14 protein-coding genes are annotated in these 15,428 nt (G+C 73.7%); 9 read left to right on the forward strand and 5 right to left on the reverse strand.

Annotated features, from left to right (window positions below):
* Window positions 1–44: 44 nt before the first annotated feature.
* Window positions 45–1,280: an FAD-dependent monooxygenase gene (locus IG86_RS0135135; protein ID WP_030833236.1), complete on the reverse strand. Its 1,236-nt coding sequence runs from the start codon at window positions 1,278–1,280 to the stop codon at window positions 45–47.
* Between the two features lie 536 nt (window positions 1,281–1,816).
* On the opposite strand from IG86_RS0135135, the gene IG86_RS0135140 reads away from it, so the two are divergent.
* On the forward strand, window positions 1,817–2,395 hold the full coding sequence (locus IG86_RS0135140) for an RNA polymerase sigma factor (RefSeq protein ID WP_234308832.1): 579 nt from the start codon (window positions 1,817–1,819) through the stop codon (window positions 2,393–2,395).
* 869 nt (window positions 2,396–3,264) lie between these two features.
* The gene (locus IG86_RS43345) at window positions 3,265–4,095 is read left to right on the forward strand and encodes an IclR family transcriptional regulator domain-containing protein (RefSeq protein ID WP_045937481.1); all 831 of its coding nucleotides are present in this window, start codon (window positions 3,265–3,267) and stop codon (window positions 4,093–4,095) included.
* Window positions 4,096–4,163: 68 nt separating this feature from the next.
* On the opposite strand, the gene IG86_RS0135150 is transcribed toward IG86_RS43345, so the two are convergent.
* The 3 genes from IG86_RS0135150 to IG86_RS0135160 all read right to left on the reverse strand — a co-directional run bounded on the left by IG86_RS0135150 (window position 4,164) and on the right by IG86_RS0135160 (window position 6,349).
* Window positions 4,164–4,661, reverse strand: coding sequence for a DUF1877 family protein (locus IG86_RS0135150; RefSeq protein ID WP_030833242.1), 498 nt, complete (start codon window positions 4,659–4,661; stop codon window positions 4,164–4,166).
* Between the two features lie 46 nt (window positions 4,662–4,707).
* Window positions 4,708–5,538 (reverse strand): ammonia-dependent NAD(+) synthetase, encoded by an 831-nt coding sequence (gene nadE / locus IG86_RS0135155; RefSeq protein WP_030833245.1) that lies wholly within the window; start codon window positions 5,536–5,538, stop codon window positions 4,708–4,710.
* Between the two features lie 160 nt (window positions 5,539–5,698).
* Window positions 5,699–6,349: an HAD family hydrolase gene (locus tag IG86_RS0135160; protein ID WP_030833248.1), complete on the reverse strand. Its 651-nt coding sequence runs from the start codon at window positions 6,347–6,349 to the stop codon at window positions 5,699–5,701.
* Window positions 6,350–6,550: 201 nt separating this feature from the next.
* Here IG86_RS0135160 and IG86_RS0135165 point away from each other — a divergent pair, with 201 nt between their 5' ends.
* The 4 genes from IG86_RS0135165 (at window position 6,551) to IG86_RS0135180 (ending at window position 10,935) form a co-directional block, all read left to right on the forward strand.
* Window positions 6,551–6,916, forward strand: coding sequence for a PRC-barrel domain-containing protein (locus tag IG86_RS0135165; protein ID WP_030833251.1), 366 nt, complete (start codon window positions 6,551–6,553; stop codon window positions 6,914–6,916).
* A 156-nt stretch (window positions 6,917–7,072) separates the two neighbouring features.
* Window positions 7,073–8,653, forward strand: coding sequence for an FMN-binding glutamate synthase family protein (locus IG86_RS0135170; protein WP_385872474.1), 1,581 nt, complete (start codon window positions 7,073–7,075; stop codon window positions 8,651–8,653).
* 58 nt (window positions 8,654–8,711) lie between these two features.
* A complete protein-coding gene (locus tag IG86_RS0135175) occupies window positions 8,712–10,442 on the forward strand; it encodes a thiamine pyrophosphate-dependent enzyme (protein WP_030902321.1) in 1,731 nt (576 codons plus the stop codon).
* A gap of 133 nt (window positions 10,443–10,575) precedes the next feature.
* Window positions 10,576–10,935 (forward strand): hypothetical protein, encoded by a 360-nt coding sequence (locus tag IG86_RS0135180; protein ID WP_051785586.1) that lies wholly within the window; start codon window positions 10,576–10,578, stop codon window positions 10,933–10,935.
* Between the two features lie 27 nt (window positions 10,936–10,962).
* On the opposite strand, the gene IG86_RS0135185 is transcribed toward IG86_RS0135180, so the two are convergent.
* Window positions 10,963–11,865 carry a YihY/virulence factor BrkB family protein gene (locus tag IG86_RS0135185; RefSeq protein ID WP_234316337.1) on the reverse strand — a complete coding sequence of 301 codons (903 nt, stop codon included), beginning with the start codon at window positions 11,863–11,865 and terminating at the stop codon, window positions 10,963–10,965.
* 84 nt (window positions 11,866–11,949) lie between these two features.
* Between IG86_RS0135185 and IG86_RS0135190 the strand changes: the two genes are divergently transcribed.
* The 3 genes from IG86_RS0135190 (at window position 11,950) to IG86_RS0135200 (ending at window position 15,367) form a co-directional block, all read left to right on the forward strand.
* Window positions 11,950–12,501 carry a VanZ family protein gene (locus IG86_RS0135190; protein ID WP_234316336.1) on the forward strand — a complete coding sequence of 184 codons (552 nt, stop codon included), beginning with the start codon at window positions 11,950–11,952 and terminating at the stop codon, window positions 12,499–12,501.
* 98 nt (window positions 12,502–12,599) lie between these two features.
* Window positions 12,600–15,236: a class III lanthionine synthetase LanKC gene (gene lanKC, locus IG86_RS0135195; protein ID WP_030902324.1), complete on the forward strand. Its 2,637-nt coding sequence runs from the start codon at window positions 12,600–12,602 to the stop codon at window positions 15,234–15,236.
* Window positions 15,233–15,367 (forward strand): SapB/AmfS family lanthipeptide, encoded by a 135-nt coding sequence (locus IG86_RS0135200; RefSeq protein WP_030655136.1) that lies wholly within the window; start codon window positions 15,233–15,235, stop codon window positions 15,365–15,367. Before lanKC ends, IG86_RS0135200 begins: the two co-directional genes overlap by 4 nt.
* Window positions 15,368–15,428: the final 61 nt, after the last annotated feature.

The following is a 15,428-nucleotide window of genomic DNA, read 5'->3' on the forward strand; positions in this document are numbered from 1 at the left end:
CGCCCGCCCTCCGGGCGGGCGGGCGGCGCCACTTCGCGAACGCTTCAGGGCGACATGGCCCGGCCCCCGATGCCGGGGGCCCCGTCGAGCTGGCCCTGCCACCAGGCCGCCATGCCGTCGCCGTCCATGGCCGCCCAGGCCGGGGTCCGTTCCACCTGGGCCCGGCCCAGGCGGCGGGCCAGCGCGACCAGTTCCCGGCCGGCGGCCCCGCGCGCCCGCTGGTAGCCGTCCAGCAGCTCCTCGAAGGACTCCGAGCGGCGCCAGCCGTCCGCGAGGGCGGTCGCGTCCTGGAGGGCCTTGGCGGCACCGCTCGTGTTGTGCGGGCGTACGACGCTGGCGGCGTCCCCGGCGAGCAGCAGGCGGCCGCCTGCGGTGCGGGCCGCCTCCAGGTCGTAGATGGGCTGGACGAAGGTGTCCGCCGGGTCCGTCAGCGCGAGCGCCCTCCGCCAGTACGGCGGGAACTCCCGCTCGAGCAACGCGTCGAGGTGCTCCGCCAGTCCGGGGGTCGGCGCACCCGGCGGGAAGCTCGTGGGGTCGTCGAGACGCAGCTGCCCGTCCTGCGGGGGAGCCGCGTAGAGCACCCAGTTGACCCGGGGGCCGCCGGGCCCGGGGATCCGGTACACGACGCAGGTCCCGCCGGGGAAGCAGACCGTGGTCACCGCCTCGGGCACCGGATCCGCGAGAGCGCCGAGTTCGCGCAGGCGGGCCGCGTCGAAGTTCCCGCGCCAGCACACGTACCCGGCGTAGTGCGGCCGGGAGTCCGCGCAGAGCGCCGCGCGCACCACCGACCGGTAGCCGTCCGCGCCGACGACCAGGTCGTACCCCTCCACCGAACCGCCCGCGAGCCGCACCCGCGCCCCGTCACGCCCGTCGGCTCCGCTCCCGGCGGCCTCGACGGCCGTCACCGTCTCGCCCTGCCGGTAGACCACCGTGTCCGGCACGGACTCGCGCAGTGCGCGCCAGAGCAGCCCCCAGTGGTAGGAGTGGAAGGGGAACGGCTGCTGCCACAGCAGCCGCCCGCCGGCGCCCTCGGCGTCGTCCCGGACCACCCAGCGGCGCCGCCGCAGCCGGTGCGCCTCGATCCCGGCGGGCAGGGCGCCGCTCGCGCGGAGTTCGACGGCCCGCTCGTCGTGCACGCACAACCCCACGCCCCGGTCCGCCAGCCGGCCGCGCGTACGCTCCAGGACCACCACGTGCCCGGCACCCGCCCGCGCCACCGCCGTGGCGACCGCGCAGCCCGCGATGCTCCCGCCGACCACCGCAATCGTTCCGCCCCGCACAACCGCCTCCTGACAGCCCGCTGTTGGACGACACCGCCCGTGGACCCGCGCCGGGTCGTCTCCGGGCCGACCACGTTACTGAAACTCCGCGCCGCCCCGTCCGGTGCGATGAGCGGCCCGCCGGGGCGTGCGCGGGGGGTCAGGGGCGCGCGGAGAAGCGAATGCGCTTCGTTCCCGGGATTTCCGAGGACCGGCTTGCACGATCGGGCTCGTTTTCCGATGGGGTGGTGAGTGGGAGCGCCCGGCGCTCCGCGGCTGCTGGTGCGGGGGCAGGCAGCCGTTCACGCACACTCCACTGGGAAGGTTCGCTCCGAAGTGAATGTCGCCGAGACGGTCGCCCGCGCGCTGTCGGTCACCACCATGGTCAGCGTTGACGCAGCCGATGTGTTCCGGGCGCGCATGCGCCTGCCGGGCCGCGGGGCCGGGAGAGGAGCCGACGGGCCGTCCTCCGAACGTCTCCCGGCCGTTCCCGCGGCCCGCCGCCGTCAAGTCCCCGCCACCCCGACGGGTGGCCGTGAACAGCTGTGGGGGAGCGTATGAACGAAGGGGAATTCGACCCATCGGGAGACCGCGCCGTCTCCAGCGAACTGGCCGGAGTGCTGCCGGTGGAGTTCACCGCTTTCCATTCCCAGCAGCACCGCGCCTATTTGCGCTACGCCCACCTGCAGTTGGGAAATCCCAAGGACGCCGAGGAAGTCGTCGACGACGTCTTCACCTTCCTGCTGAAGGTGTGGCGCCAGGCGCTGAAGGAGGCGAGCCTGCACGGCTTCGCCTGGGCGGTGCTGCGCGAGCACGTCGAGCGGCGGCTGGCCGTCCTGGGCCGGCAGGTGGCCCTGGTGGAGACGGCCTGGTTCGCCGCCCTGCGCCGCTCCTCCCGGGAACGGCTGGAGCTGCTGGAGTCGAAGCTCGGGCTGTACGCGGCGATCGCGGGCCTGTCCGAGCGGCAGTACGACGTGGTGCTGCTGGCCTTCCTGCTGGGCAACGACTGCGACACGGTCGCCCGGATGATGGGGATCTCCCCCGCCACCGTCCGATCGCACATCCGCGGCGCACGCCGAACCCTGTCCCGCAAACTCGGGGTGGACTGGATCCCCGGAGAGGAGAAGGACCAGTGAGCGACATGCCCCGCCACCGCGACATGCCGCTGTGTGAACTGGACGCGGCCCTGGCGGACGCGACGGTGCTCGCGGAGGAGTACGCCGGATACGACGAGGGAGCCGCCCGGCGCCGCATCGCCCGCCGGATCGCCGCCGACCGCGCCCGCTCGGCGACCGCAACCGCCGCCGGCGCGGCCGCGTCCGGACTCGGGCGGACCGCCCCTGCCGAGACCGACGACCTGGTCCTCGACGCCGCCTGCCACGTACGGGCCGCCCGCGGCCTGGACGACCTCACCTGGTGCCTCGTGGAGAGCCGGGACTTCGCCGAACTCGCCCTGGCCGCCGACTCCTGGCCCCACGGCATGGACTCGGCGCTGCTGTTCGGCTGCCTGCTCCACCTCGCCGACCGCACGGAGGGCGCGCAGTTCTGGTTCCAGTACGCGGCCGGGGCGGGCTCGCAGACCGCCGCCCGCTGCCTCTACCTCCACCACCTGTCGCGCGCCGAGGTCGCGACCGCCCGGTACTGGAAGCGCCAGGCCCATGCCCTGCCGCCCGACGACCACCTGCCGCCCCTGCCCCAGCTCCCGCCCGACCTCGAAGAGGCCCTCGGAGCCTCCGTCATCTGGACGTCCCCGCCCATCACCACCCAGGACCTCACCTCCCTGGCCGGCGGGCCGGGACGGGCCTGCAGGCCGCCGCTGCGGCTCCCGGCGCGACTGCGGCAGGCCCTCACGGGACGCCCCCGCAAGGAGCACCCAGACCTTGGGGAGGTCTACACCCCCGGCCCGCAGGTCGCCGTGGCCGTCGCCCAGAACGCCCGGCTCAATCCGCTGCACCTCACGGAGCAGGCGAGCGGGTGGTCACTCGAAGCGCTGAAACAGCCGCAGTTGACCCATGCGGCCCGTACGTCCCCCGAAGGACGCCCGGCCCCGGCGGCGCTGGAATCCGTACACCAGGCCCTGCGCGTCCTGGAGGTCGTCAACCGCCACTCGGGCGGGGTGAACCTGACCCAGATCGCCCGGGAGACGAAGCTGCCGCAGCTGGTCCTCGCGCGGGCCGTCGAGCAGCTGATCCGCGCCGACCTGGCCACGCCGATCGGACCGGACGCCTATGTGGCCGGCCACGCCCTGCTGCTGAGCGAGACGGACGGGGGTGAGGGCCGCGGGCACCTGCGCGAGACGCTGGCCTGGGTACGGGACGCGGTCGGCGCCGCCGTCTACGTCGCCCGCTACACCGACGGCGAGGTCGCCATCACCCAGTACGCGGACGGCCCGGCCGCACCCGCGGTCGAGGAGTGGGTCGACTTCCGTGCCGCCGCGCACGCCTCCGCGGTGGGCAAGGCGCTCCTGACCCAACTGGACCACGACGACCGGCGCGACCACCTGTCCCGCCACCCGCTCACGCCCTTCACCACCCACACCCTCACCAGTGAGCGGGTCCTCTTCAGGCAACTCGACGGCCGGCCGCCCGACACGCCGCTCCTCGACCTCCAGGAGTACGCCCTCGGCACGGTGTGCGCGGCGGTGCCCATCACCGCCGGCCGCAACCCGGAGTGCGTGGCCCTGTCCATCCCCGTCCCCGACCCGGGCCGGCTGAAACAGGCCGCGTGGATCCTGCAGAGCGAGGCGGCCGCGGTCTTACTGGCCCTGATCGTCGCCGGCAGCGCCCGGCGCACGGCCCGCAGGCCGCAGGACACCATCCTGTCCACCTCCGCCTGAGCGCCCTTCAGCGGGCGGTGATCCGCTCCCCGACGCGGGCCGGGACTCCGACCGGGTCCTGGCTCCGCTCAGGAGATCCAGATCAGCAGCGCGTCGCCGTCCCGGGCGGCCGCACGCAGATAGGCCGCGAGGGAGGCCCAGTGGGACCCGACCCAGGCGGGATCCTCGCCCCGCTCCCAGACGGTCTGCGGATAGACGTTCGCCGCGGCCAGATCGGCCGGGGCGACGCCGTAGGCCAGACCGTCGGGGGAGTGGGCGTCCAGGGCGTCCGCGGCGGCGCGCACCCGGTCCGCCGTCAGCAGCCGGGGCGGGCCGTAGCCCCAGTCCCGGCCCGCCGGCCAGGGCATGTCGGCCTCCCCGAAGACCACGTCCACCGGGAAGCCGCGCCGGGTCAGCAGGAAGTCGAGGGCGTGCCACGCCTTGTCGGTCTCGTGCACGCGCGCGGCGGCGGCCGCGTCGTCACGGTCGTACAGGCCGTGCGCGTGCTCGGCCGCCCAGTCCGGGTCGCGCGAGGCGCGGTCGAGTTGGGCGGGGGTGAGGCGGAGGTACTTCCCGATCATGCTCATGGACCCCACCGTAGGCGCGGGCACCGACAGGGCCGACCGGAGCGGATCAGGGGGCGATCGGCAGCCGGCGCTTGTGTTCCGTGGCGCGGTAGCGGTTGACGATGATCTCGAGGGCGGCCGCGTCGACCGGCTTGCCCTCCAGGACGTCGTCGATGTCGTCGTAGGTGACGCCGAGCGCCTCCTCGTCGGCCAGACCCGGCTTCAGCGTCTCCAGATCGGCGGTCGGGGTCTTCCAGATCAGCGTGGACGGCGCGCCCAGCGCCTCCGCCGTGGCCCGGACCCGCCGCTTGGTCAGGCCGGTGAGCGGCACCACGTCGGCCGCACCGTCGCCGAACTTGGTGAAGAAGCCGGACACCGCCTCGGCGGCGTGGTCCGTGCCCACCACGAGGCCCGCGTGCGCGCCCGCCACCGCGTACTGGGCGATCATGCGCTGCCGGGCCTTGATGTTGCCGTGCACGAAGTCCTGCTGGTGCTCGTCACGGAAGACCGTGCCGCCGGCCAGCACCGCCTGGAGGGCGGCGTCGCTCGACGCCTTGACGTCGACGGTCAGGACCTGGTCGGGCCGGATGAACTCCAGCGCCAGCTGCGCGTCCGACTCGTCCGCCTGGACGCCGTAGGGCAGCCGCATCGCGAAGAACGTCGCCTCGTGCCCGGCGGCGCGCACCCGCTCGACCGCCAGCTGGCACAGCCGGCCCGCGGTCGTGGAGTCCACGCCACCGCTGATGCCGAGGACCAGCGAGCGCAGCCCGGTGGAGACCAGCCGGTCGGCGAGGAAGGCCACGCGGCGCTCGATCTCCTGCGAGGCGTCGAAGGACGCGCTCACCTGGAGGTCCCGGGCGATCTCCTGCTGCAGCGATATGGACGCCTGGTCGGTCACGATTGCTCCTCGGTCGGGCCCGCGGACAGTTCGGTTCGCGCCGAGGGCGGGCCGCAGGCGCGAAGAGGGGCCGGAAGCACTCTAGAGGAAACGCCGCGAAGCCCTGCTCAGGGGCCGTGGCAGCGCCGGGGGCCGCCTGCCCGTGGGGCGGCCGGCCCGGTCATCCCGCCGCGATGAGGCCGGGCAGGTCCCGCATGTCGTGGAACACACGCGTCCCCGGGCCTTCGAGGCGTTCGGCCGGGGTCATCCCGCCCCCGAAACCGAAGGCCCGCATCCCGGCGGCGCGGGCCGCGTCGACACCGGGACGGCTGTCCTCCACCACCGCGCAGGCCGCCGGGTCGACGCCCATCCGCTGCGCCGCGTACAGGAACAGGTCCGGGGCCGGCTTGCCGCGCGCCACCTCCGTGGCGCTGTAGATGCGGCCCGCGAAGCGGTCGTGGAGACCGGTACGGCCCAGGGTGTGCCGCATCTTCTCGTGGGAGCCGCTGGAGGCGACGCAGGTCGGCAGGGTGATCGCGTCGAGCGCCTCGGGCAGCCCCTCGACCGCGGTCAGACCGGCGTCCACCGCCTCGCGGTGCAGCTGCTCGAACCGCTTCCCCCAGACGTCGGCCGTCTCCTCGCCGAGCCGGGCCGCGACCTGCTCCCGTACCGAGGCGTTGGACCGCCCGATGAACAGGTCGATCACATCGCCCTCGGTGAGCGGCCACCCCAGCTCCGCCCCCAGGGCGACCTGGACGCGCGTCGCGATGCGCTCGGTGTCGACGAGCACGCCGTCGCAGTCGAATATGACGAGTTCAATCGGCCTGATCATCCCCGCAGCATAGGGTCCGGGCCGGCCCGGCGGTGCCGGGGCCTCGCGGACCGAGTGGTTCCGTCCGCATGCATGAGGGGCCGGAGGCGGGGCAGGCGGAGTTCACGGGGAGCACGAACACCCCGTGCACGACGTACGAAGAAGGACGGACGGCCGGGGGTTGCCCCGCCGTCCCCCGTCCATCGGAGGAGTTGTTTCCGCGTGACTGAGCATGTGTGGAGTTACAAGTCGACCTCGGGCCACCTGGCCGGCACCGATCTGACCGGCTACAAGGTCGAGGCGACCGACGGCGGCATCGGCAAGGTGGACAAGCACTCCGACGAGGTCGGTGACGCCTACCTGGTCGTGGACACCGGGGTCTGGATCTTCGGCAAGGAGGTCCTGCTGCCGGCGAGCACCGTCGTCAGCATCGACCCGGAGGAGCGGATCGTCTACGTGGACCGCACCAAGGGCCAGATCAAGGACGCCCCCGAGTTCCACCGGGAGAAGCACCTCGGCGACCGGGACTACCACCAGGAACTGGGCACCTACTACGCCACCACCCGTCTCGGCCTCCCGCCGCTCTGACCGGCCCGAGTCCGACCGCTGCGAGGCCGTGGGCCCGAACTCCGACGAGTTCGGGCCCACGGCCGTGCGCGTCCCGCGTCCCGCGTCCCGCGACGACCGGCACCGCCGGCCGTCCGGCCGCATGGCTCCCCGGCTCCGGGACACAAGCGCGATGTGCTGAAACTACTTGTGGTCGCCGTCCTCGTCCCGCTCGCGGTGGTCGCCTGCGCCGCCACCGTCCTCGTCTCGCCCTGGTGGTCGGCCGCGGCCGCCCCGCTGCTCCTGCTCGCGGCGACGGCCGTCCACGACGTCCTGCAACGGCGGCACTCCGTCCTGCGGAACTACCCGGTGCTCGGACACCTCCGCTTCGCACTGGAGAAGCTGCGGCCGGAACTCCAGCAGTACTTCATCGAGCGGAACTTCGACGGCCGCCCCTTCGACCGCGACACCCGCGACATCGTCTACGAACGCGCCAAGGGCACCGACGCGGAGGAGCCGTTCGGCACCGAACTCGACCTCTACCGGGCCGGCAGCGAGTACCTCACCCCGTCCATGGCCCCCCGGCCGGTCAGCACCACCCCGCCCCGGATCCGCATCGGCGGCCCCGACTGCACCCGGCCCTACGACATGGCCCTGCTGAACGTCTCGGCGATGAGCTTCGGCTCGCTCTCGGCCCGGGCCGTACTCTCACTCAACACCGGTGCCCGGCTCGGCGGCTTCGCCCACGACACCGGTGAGGGCGGCCTCTCGGAGTACCACCTGCGCCCCGGCGGGGACCTGGTGTGGGAGATCGGCACCGGGTACTTCGGCTGCAGGACGCCCGACGGCGGCTTCGACGAGCGGGAGTTCGCCCGCAAGGCCGCCCACGAGCACGTCAAGTGCGTGTCGCTGAAGATCAGTCAGGGTGCCAAGCCCGGCATCGGCGGCGTCCTGCCGGCCGCCAAGGTCAACGCGGAGATCGCCCGGGTCCGTGGCGTCCCGCAGGGGAAGACCGTGATCTCGCCGCCCTTCCACCGCGTGTACTCCACCCCGCGCGAGCTGGTGCGCTTCCTGGCGCGCATGCGCGAACTCGCCGACGGCAAGCCCGTCGGATTCAAACTGTGCCTCGGCTCGCGCCGCGAGTTCCTCGCCGTGTGCAAGGCCATGCTCGAGGAAGGCAGCACCCCGGACTTCATCGTCGTCGACGGCGCCGAGGGCGGTACGGGCGCGGCGCCGCTGGAGTTCGTGGACAACGTCGGCCTGCCGCTCGGCGAGGGCCTGATGGCCGTGCACAACGCCCTCGTGGGCGTCGGGCTGCGCGACCGGATCCGGATCGGGGCCAGCGGCAAGGTCGCCACCGGCAGCGACCTCGTCAAACGGCTGCTCCAGGGGGCCGACTACACCAACGCGGGCCGCGCCATGATGTTCGCCGTCGGCTGCATCCAGGCCCAGCGCTGCCACACCAACACCTGCCCCGTCGGGGTCGCCACCCAGGACGAGCGGCGCGCCCGCGCCGTCGACGTCCCCGACAAGTCGCAGCGCGTACGGCGCTACCAGGAGGCCACCGTCAAGAGCGCCCTGCAGATCATGGCCTCGCTGGGGGTCGACGACCCGCGCGGCCTTCGCCCCCACATGCTGCTCCAGCGCGTGGACCCGCACACCGTCCGCTCCTACGCCGAGCTCCACACCTGGCTCACCCCGGGCCAGCTGCTCGCATCCGCGCCCGCCGACTGGGCATCCGACTGGCAGGCGGCCGACCCGGACCGCTTCGCCCACTGAACCCGGCACCCGCACCGAGGGGAAGCCGTACGTACCGAACCGACCGGAGGGTACTCCTGTGGCATCACGCACCGTCGCCCACGTCATCGTCGAAGGACTGAAGAGCCTGGGCGTCCAGCACGTCTTCGGAGTCGTCGGAGACGCGCTGAACCCACTGACCGAAGCGATCCGCACCACCGACGGCCTGGACTGGGTCGGCTGCCGGCACGAAGAGGCCGCCGCCTTCGCCGCCGGCGCGCAGTCCCAGCTCTCGGGCGTCCTCGGGGTGTGCGCGGGCACCGTCGGACCGGGCTCCGTACACCTCCTCAACGGGCTGTACGACGCGGCCAAGAGCCGTGCCCCGGTGCTCGCGATCTGCGGCCAGGTGCCGCTCGCCGAGATGGGCGGCGACTACTTCCAGGAGGTCGACAACGACCTCCTCTTCCGTGACGTGGCCGTCTACCGCGCCACCGTCACCTCCCCGGAGCAGATGCCCCGCATGCTGGAGTCCGCCGTCCGCGCCGCCGTCGGCCAGGGCGGAGTGGCGGTGCTCACCGTGCCCGCGGACCTCGGCGACATGGAGCTGAGCGAGGACCGGCCCGTCCGGTTCGCCCTCGGCCACGCCGTCACCCGACCTGACGACGCGGCCCTCGCCGAGGCGGCCGAACTCCTCAACACCGCCTCCCGCGTCACCCTGCTGGTCGGCCGCGGAGCCCGCGAAGCCCGTACCGAGGTGCTCCGCACCGCCGAGCTGCTCGCCGCGCCCATGGTGCTCACCCTCAAGGCGAAGGAGGGCTTCGAGCACGACAACGCCTACGAGGTCGGCCAGACCGGCCTGATCGGCAACCCCGCCGCCGCGCACGCCCTCGACCGCGGCGACGCGCTGCTCATGCTGGGCACCGACTTCCCCTACCGCGACTGGTACCCGAAGGGCCGCAAGGTCGTCCAGATCGACGTCCGCGAGGAGCACCTGGGGCGCCGGGTGCCCGTCGACGTGGGCCTGGCCGGAGACGTGGGGGCGACGCTGCGGGCCCTGCTGCCGCTGCTGGAGAAGGCACCCGACCGGGCCCACCTGGACGACGCCCGGGACCGGTTCGCGACATGGCGGGAAGGACAGCGGCGGCTGGCCGACCCGGCCCACGACCGGCGCCTGACCGGCAGGCTGCGGGCGGCCCTGGACAACCGGGACCATGCCGTCCGCCCCGAGGCCCTGGCCGCCGCGGTGGACGCGTACGCCGCCGACGACGCCGTCTTCACCTCCGACACCGGCATGGCCACCGTCTGGCTCTCCCGCTTCGTCACCATGCGCGGCAGCCGCCGCCTGATCGGCTCGTACAACCTCGGGTCGATGGCCAACGCCATGCCCCAGGCCCTCGGAGCTCAACTCCGCGCGCCCGGGCGGCAGGTCGTAGCCCTCTGCGGTGACGGCGGCCTGAGCATGCTGCTGGGCGACCTCATGACGATCGCCGCCCACCGGCTGCCCGTGAAGATCGTCCTCTTCGACAACCGCCGCCTGGGCATGGTCGAACTCGAACAGGAACAGGTCGGGCTGCCCGAGTTCGGCACCGTCCTGGACAACCCCGACTTCGCCGCCGTCGCCACCGCGCTCGGACTCACGGGCATCCGCGTCACCGACCCCGACGACCTCCACGACGGCGTGCGCAAGGCCTTCGAGACCCCGGGTCCCGTCCTGCTGGACGTCACGACCAACCCCGACGAGGTCGCCGTCCCCGCGAAGCCGACCGTGGGCCAGGCATGGGGCTTCGCCGTCGCCAAGGCCAAGGAGATCCTCCCGGGCGGAGCGGGCTGACGGACCGCATCCCCGCATCACCGCATCCCGGCCCCGCGCGCGTGATCGGGCCGTTGCCGGGTACCCGCGCAGCACACACCGAACGCTGACAACTCCGAGCCGAGAACGACTGTTTCAAGGAGAGGACATCGCCATGACACTGATACCGCACGCGAACGAAAAGTCCGTCCCCACCCCGGCGGAGCTCCGGCGGTACGCCACCCGCGCGACCGGCCGGCTCCGGGACACGGCCGTGCACGTCGGGCGCCTCGTGGAGGACAAGACCCCCGATCCGGTCCTCGCCGGGGCGATCCGCACGGCGACGCGCGTCCGGGACACCGCCGCCCGCGCCGGACGGCTCGCCGGGCACCGCAACCTCGACTCCGCGAAGGCCAGGGCAGCCCGGGCCGCGACCCTGGCACGGGCCAACCGCACCGCGCTGGCCACCGTCGCCGGTGTACTGACCGCCGCCGTGCTCGCCCGCCGCGCCCGACGGGCCCGGCGCACGAAGTAGGCCCCCGCGCGGCCGGGCCGCGGGGCCTCAGGCCTCCTGCCCGGCCGCCGGCCGCCGCGCCCGCTCGGCGTTGAACTGGGCTCCGGTGACCAGCGCCAGATTGGCGAACCAGAGCCACACCACGAAGACCACGATCCCGGCCAGCGACCCGTACAGGCGGCCGTACGTGTCCAGTTGCGTGTACAGCGTGAAGAGCGCCGAGGCGGCCAGCCACAGCAGCGCCGCCAGTACGCCGCCGGGCAGCCCCCGCCGAGTGCCCCGGCTCTGGGCCGGCCCGGTCCGGAAGAGGACCAGCACCAGAAGGGTCACGACCACCAGGAGCACGGGCCAGCGCAGGAACGCGACGGCTTCCGCACCGCCCGCTCCCACGGCCCGCGCCGCCCAACGGGCCGGCGGCCCGGACACCACCAGGCCCACGGCGCCGACGACGAGCAGCACCAGCAGCAGCGCCGCGTGGGCGACGAGGGTGTGCGCGGCACGCAGCGGACGCCGCGTGTCCGGCACCCGGTGCATCGTGTGCAGGGCGCGGCGGAACACCGCCAGGTAACTGCACGCCGACCACAGCGCGCTCACCACCCCGCCGAGCAGCAGGGCCCACATCGACGAATGCCCCTCGGGGAGGCTGCCCAGCGCCTCCCGGAGCACCTGCGCCGACTGCGGCGGCGCGTACGCCGTCAGGTCGGCGACGAGCCGGTCCCGCCGCGTCCCGCCCAGCAGCCCCACGACGGAGACGGCGATGACGAGCGCCGGCAGCAGCGCCAGCAGGGCGTAGTAGGTGAGGGCGGCCGCGTGGTCGGCCAGGTTGTCCGTCCACACGCGGACGGCCGTACGCCGCAACTCGGCGCGGGTGCGCGCCGCGAGGCCGGGGACGGTGGAGGTGGCGGCGGGCGGAGAGCCTCGGCGCGAAGTGGTGCGGGGGATGTCGGTCACCCCGTGCGCGTGCCCTCCCGGACCCGCGCCCATGCGCCCGTGAGGCCCCGCGTACCGGCCCGACCGCCGGGTAGACGCGCCCCCATGACGTGGAGCTACGCGCGACGGCGCGACGAAGAACCGCAGGAAGCGGTGCGACCGGACACCGGTACGAAGACCCGCCCGGCCCACCCGGCCGTACGGGCACTGGCCATGCTGGCCGCCTTCGCCGGAACCGTCCTGTTCAGCGTGGTCCTGGCCCGGCTGACCCTGGAACCCTCCGCCGCCTCGGCGGCCCTCGTGCACGCCAATCTCCAGCCGGGCCGCTCGATCGGCGCCTACCTGGAGAGCGCGTCGACGGTCGAGGCAGCCCGCCAGGTGGGCGGCAACCTCCTGCTCGGCGTGCCGTTCGGCGTGCTCCTGCCCGTCCTGCTGCCGCCCGCCCGCGGACTCCTGCGGGTCGCCGTGGTGACCGTGTGCCTGATGACGCTCGTGGAACTGATCCAGGGAGCCCTCGTCACCGGGCGCGTCTTCGACATCGACGACGTCATCCTCAACACCGCCGGCGCGCTCCTCGGTTACCTCCTGATCGGCCTGCGGCTGGGCCGCGCCGTGCACCCGCGCCGCAGGCACTGGTGGCACCGCCGCCCTTCGTGACTCGTGAGTACTGCACACCCCGTCGGTGACAGCGGTGACTGTCGCACCCCGCGCCGGGCGTGACACCTTCGGGTCTGCCACCGACCGAGGGAGCAGGTGTGAACAAGGGGTACGCCGCCTTCTGCGACGCAGACCGCTGGTTCTACGACGCGCCGTACCGGCGGGCCGGAGAGAGCTACCCGGCCGCCCTCGCCCCCGTCCCGCCGGGCTGGCGCTCGCACCGCAGCGGCGACTGGCTCGCCCTGCGCCCCGCCGGCGCCGAACTGCCCGCGCAGGGCTGGAAGATCCACGTCTCGGCCACGCTCGACAACGCCGAGTCGGTGCTCGGGACGGTGTACGCCTACTGCACCGAGCGCGACATCGCCTTCAAGTTCATCCCGAGCCGCTACCTGCTGCACCTGCGCAACGCCAAGTACGCGGACCGCGCGGCGAGCGGGAAGTTCATCACCGTGTACCCCGCCGACGAGCAGCAGTGCCGCCGCATCGCGGAGGACCTCGACGCCGCGCTGGCCGGGGCGGCCGGCCCGTACATCCTCAGCGATCTGCGCTGGGGCGCCGGCCCGGTCCACGTGCGCTACGGAAGCTTCACCCTGCGGCACTGCTACGACGAGCACGGCGAACTGGTCCCGGCCGTCGAGACCCCCGACGGCCGGCTCGTCCCGGACCGGCGCGGTCCCGCCTTCCAGCCGCCCGAGTGGCTCGAACTGCCCGCCTTCCTGGCGCCCCACCTCCGGGCGCGCTCCGCCGTCACCCTGACCGACATCCCCTTCACGGTGGAGCGGGCGCTGCACTTCTCCAACGGCGGCGGCGTCTACGTCGGCAAGGACACCCGCACCGGCGAGGCCGTCGTCCTCAAGGAGGCCCGGCCCCACGCCGGACTCGCCGCCGACGGCGCCGACGCCGTGACCCGGCTGCACCGCGAGAGGGCCGCGCTGGAACGGCTGGCGGGCCTGGACTGCGTACCGGCGGTCCGCGGCACCTTCACGGTCGGCGACCACCACTTCCTGGTCCTGCAACACCTCGACGGCAAACCGCTCAACACCTACTTCGCCCGCCGCCACCCGCTGATCGAGGCGGACCCCACCCCGGCGGAACTCGCCTCCTACACGGCGTGGGCGCTGAAGATCCACCAGCGGGTCACCGAAGCCGTCGACGCCGTCCACGCCCGAGGGGTCGTCTTCAACGACCTCCACCTCTTCAACATCATGGTGGCCGAGGACGCGGCCGGGGAACCCTCCGTCGCCCTGCTGGACTTCGAGGCCGCCGCGCACATCGACGAGGGACTGCGGCAGACCGTCGCCAACCCGGCCTTCGTCGCCCCCGCCGAGCGGCGCGGATTCGCCGTCGACCGCTACGCCCTCGCCTGCCTGCGGCTCGCCCTGTTCCTGCCGCTGACCAGCCTGCTCGTCATGGACCGCACCAAGGCCGCACACCTGGCCGCCGTCGCCGCCGAGCAGTTCCCCGTACCGCGCCGGTTCCTCGACGAGGCCGTCGAGGAGATCCTGTCCGGCGTACCGGAGGGCCGGCCGGGCGCCCGCCTGCCCGCGCCGTCCGGACCGTACCTCCCCGTCGAACCCCGGCAATGGCCGGCCGCCCGTACCTCGATGACCACGGCGCTGCGGGCGAGCGCGACCCCGCACCGCGAGGACCGCTTCGTCCCCGGCGACATCGCCCAGTTCGCGACCGCCCACGGCGGCATCGGCTTCGGCAACGGGATCGCCGGGGTGCTGCACGCGCTCGCCGAGACCGGCGCCGGCACCTGGCCGGAAGCCGAGGAGTGGCTGCTCGACCGGACCGCGGAACCGGCCTCCGGCACTCCGCTCGGCTTCTACGACGGCCTCGCCGGCACGGCCTGGACGCTCCACCGGCTCGGACACCCGGAGCGCGCCCTCGCCCTCACCGAGCGGCTGCTGCACCAGCCCTGGGAGAGCGCCGGCCCCGACCTGTACGGCGGCCTCGCCGGCATCGGCCTCGCCCTGGACGCGCTCGGCACCGCTAGCGGCGAGCGCGAACTGCACTCCGCGGCCCTGCGGTGCGCCGAACTGCTCGCCCGGCCGGAGCATCGGCCCACGCGCGCCGGCCTGCTGTACGGGAACTCCGGACCGGCCCTGCTCTTCGTACGCCTCTACGAGCGCACCGGCGACAAGGAACTGCTGATCCAGGCCGCCCACGCACTCCACCGGGACCTCGACCGCTGCGTCACCAGCGCCTATGGCACCCTCCAGGTGAACGAGGGCTGGCGCACCATGCCGTACCTCGGCGAGGGCAGCGTCGGCATCGGCATGGTCCTCGACGACTGGCTGGAGCACGGTCCCGACGAGCGCTTCGAACAGGCCCGGCTGGAGATCGTACGAGCGGCCCAGGCCACCTTCTACGCCCAGCCCGGGCTGATGCGCGGCGCCGCCGGAATGATCCTGCACCTGGCCCGGACCACCACCCCCGGGCCGGGCACCGGGCCCGGCGCCATCGCCCGCCAGATCGACGCACTGGCTCGGCACGCCGTGCCGTACCAGGGGCATCTGGCCTTCCCCGGCGAGCAGATGATGCGGCTGTCCATGGACCTCACCACGGGCACGGCCGGCGCTCTCCTCGCCCTCGGCAGTGCGGCGCCCGGCGGGCGCGCGCACCTGCCGTTCCTCCCGCCGCTGCGCGACGCCGCAGCGGCCCACGAGCCGGTCCCGTCCGGGGCCGTGACCCATCGCACCACTCGAGAGAAGAAGAGGAACCTGACATGACGCTTCTTGACCTGCAGTCGATGGAGACCCCGAAGGAAGAGACCACCGAGGTCGCGATGACGGGTGGCGGCAGCCGCGCCAGCCTGCTCCTCTGCGGGGACAGCAGCCTGAGCATCACGACCTGTAACTGACCCGGGTCACCTCGGGCCCGGGCGGTTCACCGCCCGGGCCCGCACCACATCACTGGAGGCA

The organism is Streptomyces virginiae, from assembly GCF_000720455.1.
GTDB lineage: Bacteria > Actinomycetota > Actinomycetes > Streptomycetales > Streptomycetaceae > Streptomyces > Streptomyces virginiae.

Coding starts and splice junctions, on each gene's coding strand:
- IG86_RS0135190 (WP_234316336.1), top strand. CDS start 11,950: ATGACGTGGAGCTACGCGCGACGGCGCGACGAAGAACCGCAGGAAGCG.
- IG86_RS0135200 (WP_030655136.1), top strand. CDS start 15,233: ATGACGCTTCTTGACCTGCAGTCGATGGAGACCCCGAAGGAAGAGACC.
- IG86_RS0135150 (WP_030833242.1), bottom strand. CDS start 4,661: ATGAGCATGATCGGGAAGTACCTCCGCCTCACCCCCGCCCAACTCGAC.
- IG86_RS0135140 (WP_234308832.1), top strand. CDS start 1,817: ATGAACGAAGGGGAATTCGACCCATCGGGAGACCGCGCCGTCTCCAGC.
- IG86_RS0135180 (WP_051785586.1), top strand. CDS start 10,576: ATGACACTGATACCGCACGCGAACGAAAAGTCCGTCCCCACCCCGGCG.
- IG86_RS0135160 (WP_030833248.1), bottom strand. CDS start 6,349: ATGATCAGGCCGATTGAACTCGTCATATTCGACTGCGACGGCGTGCTC.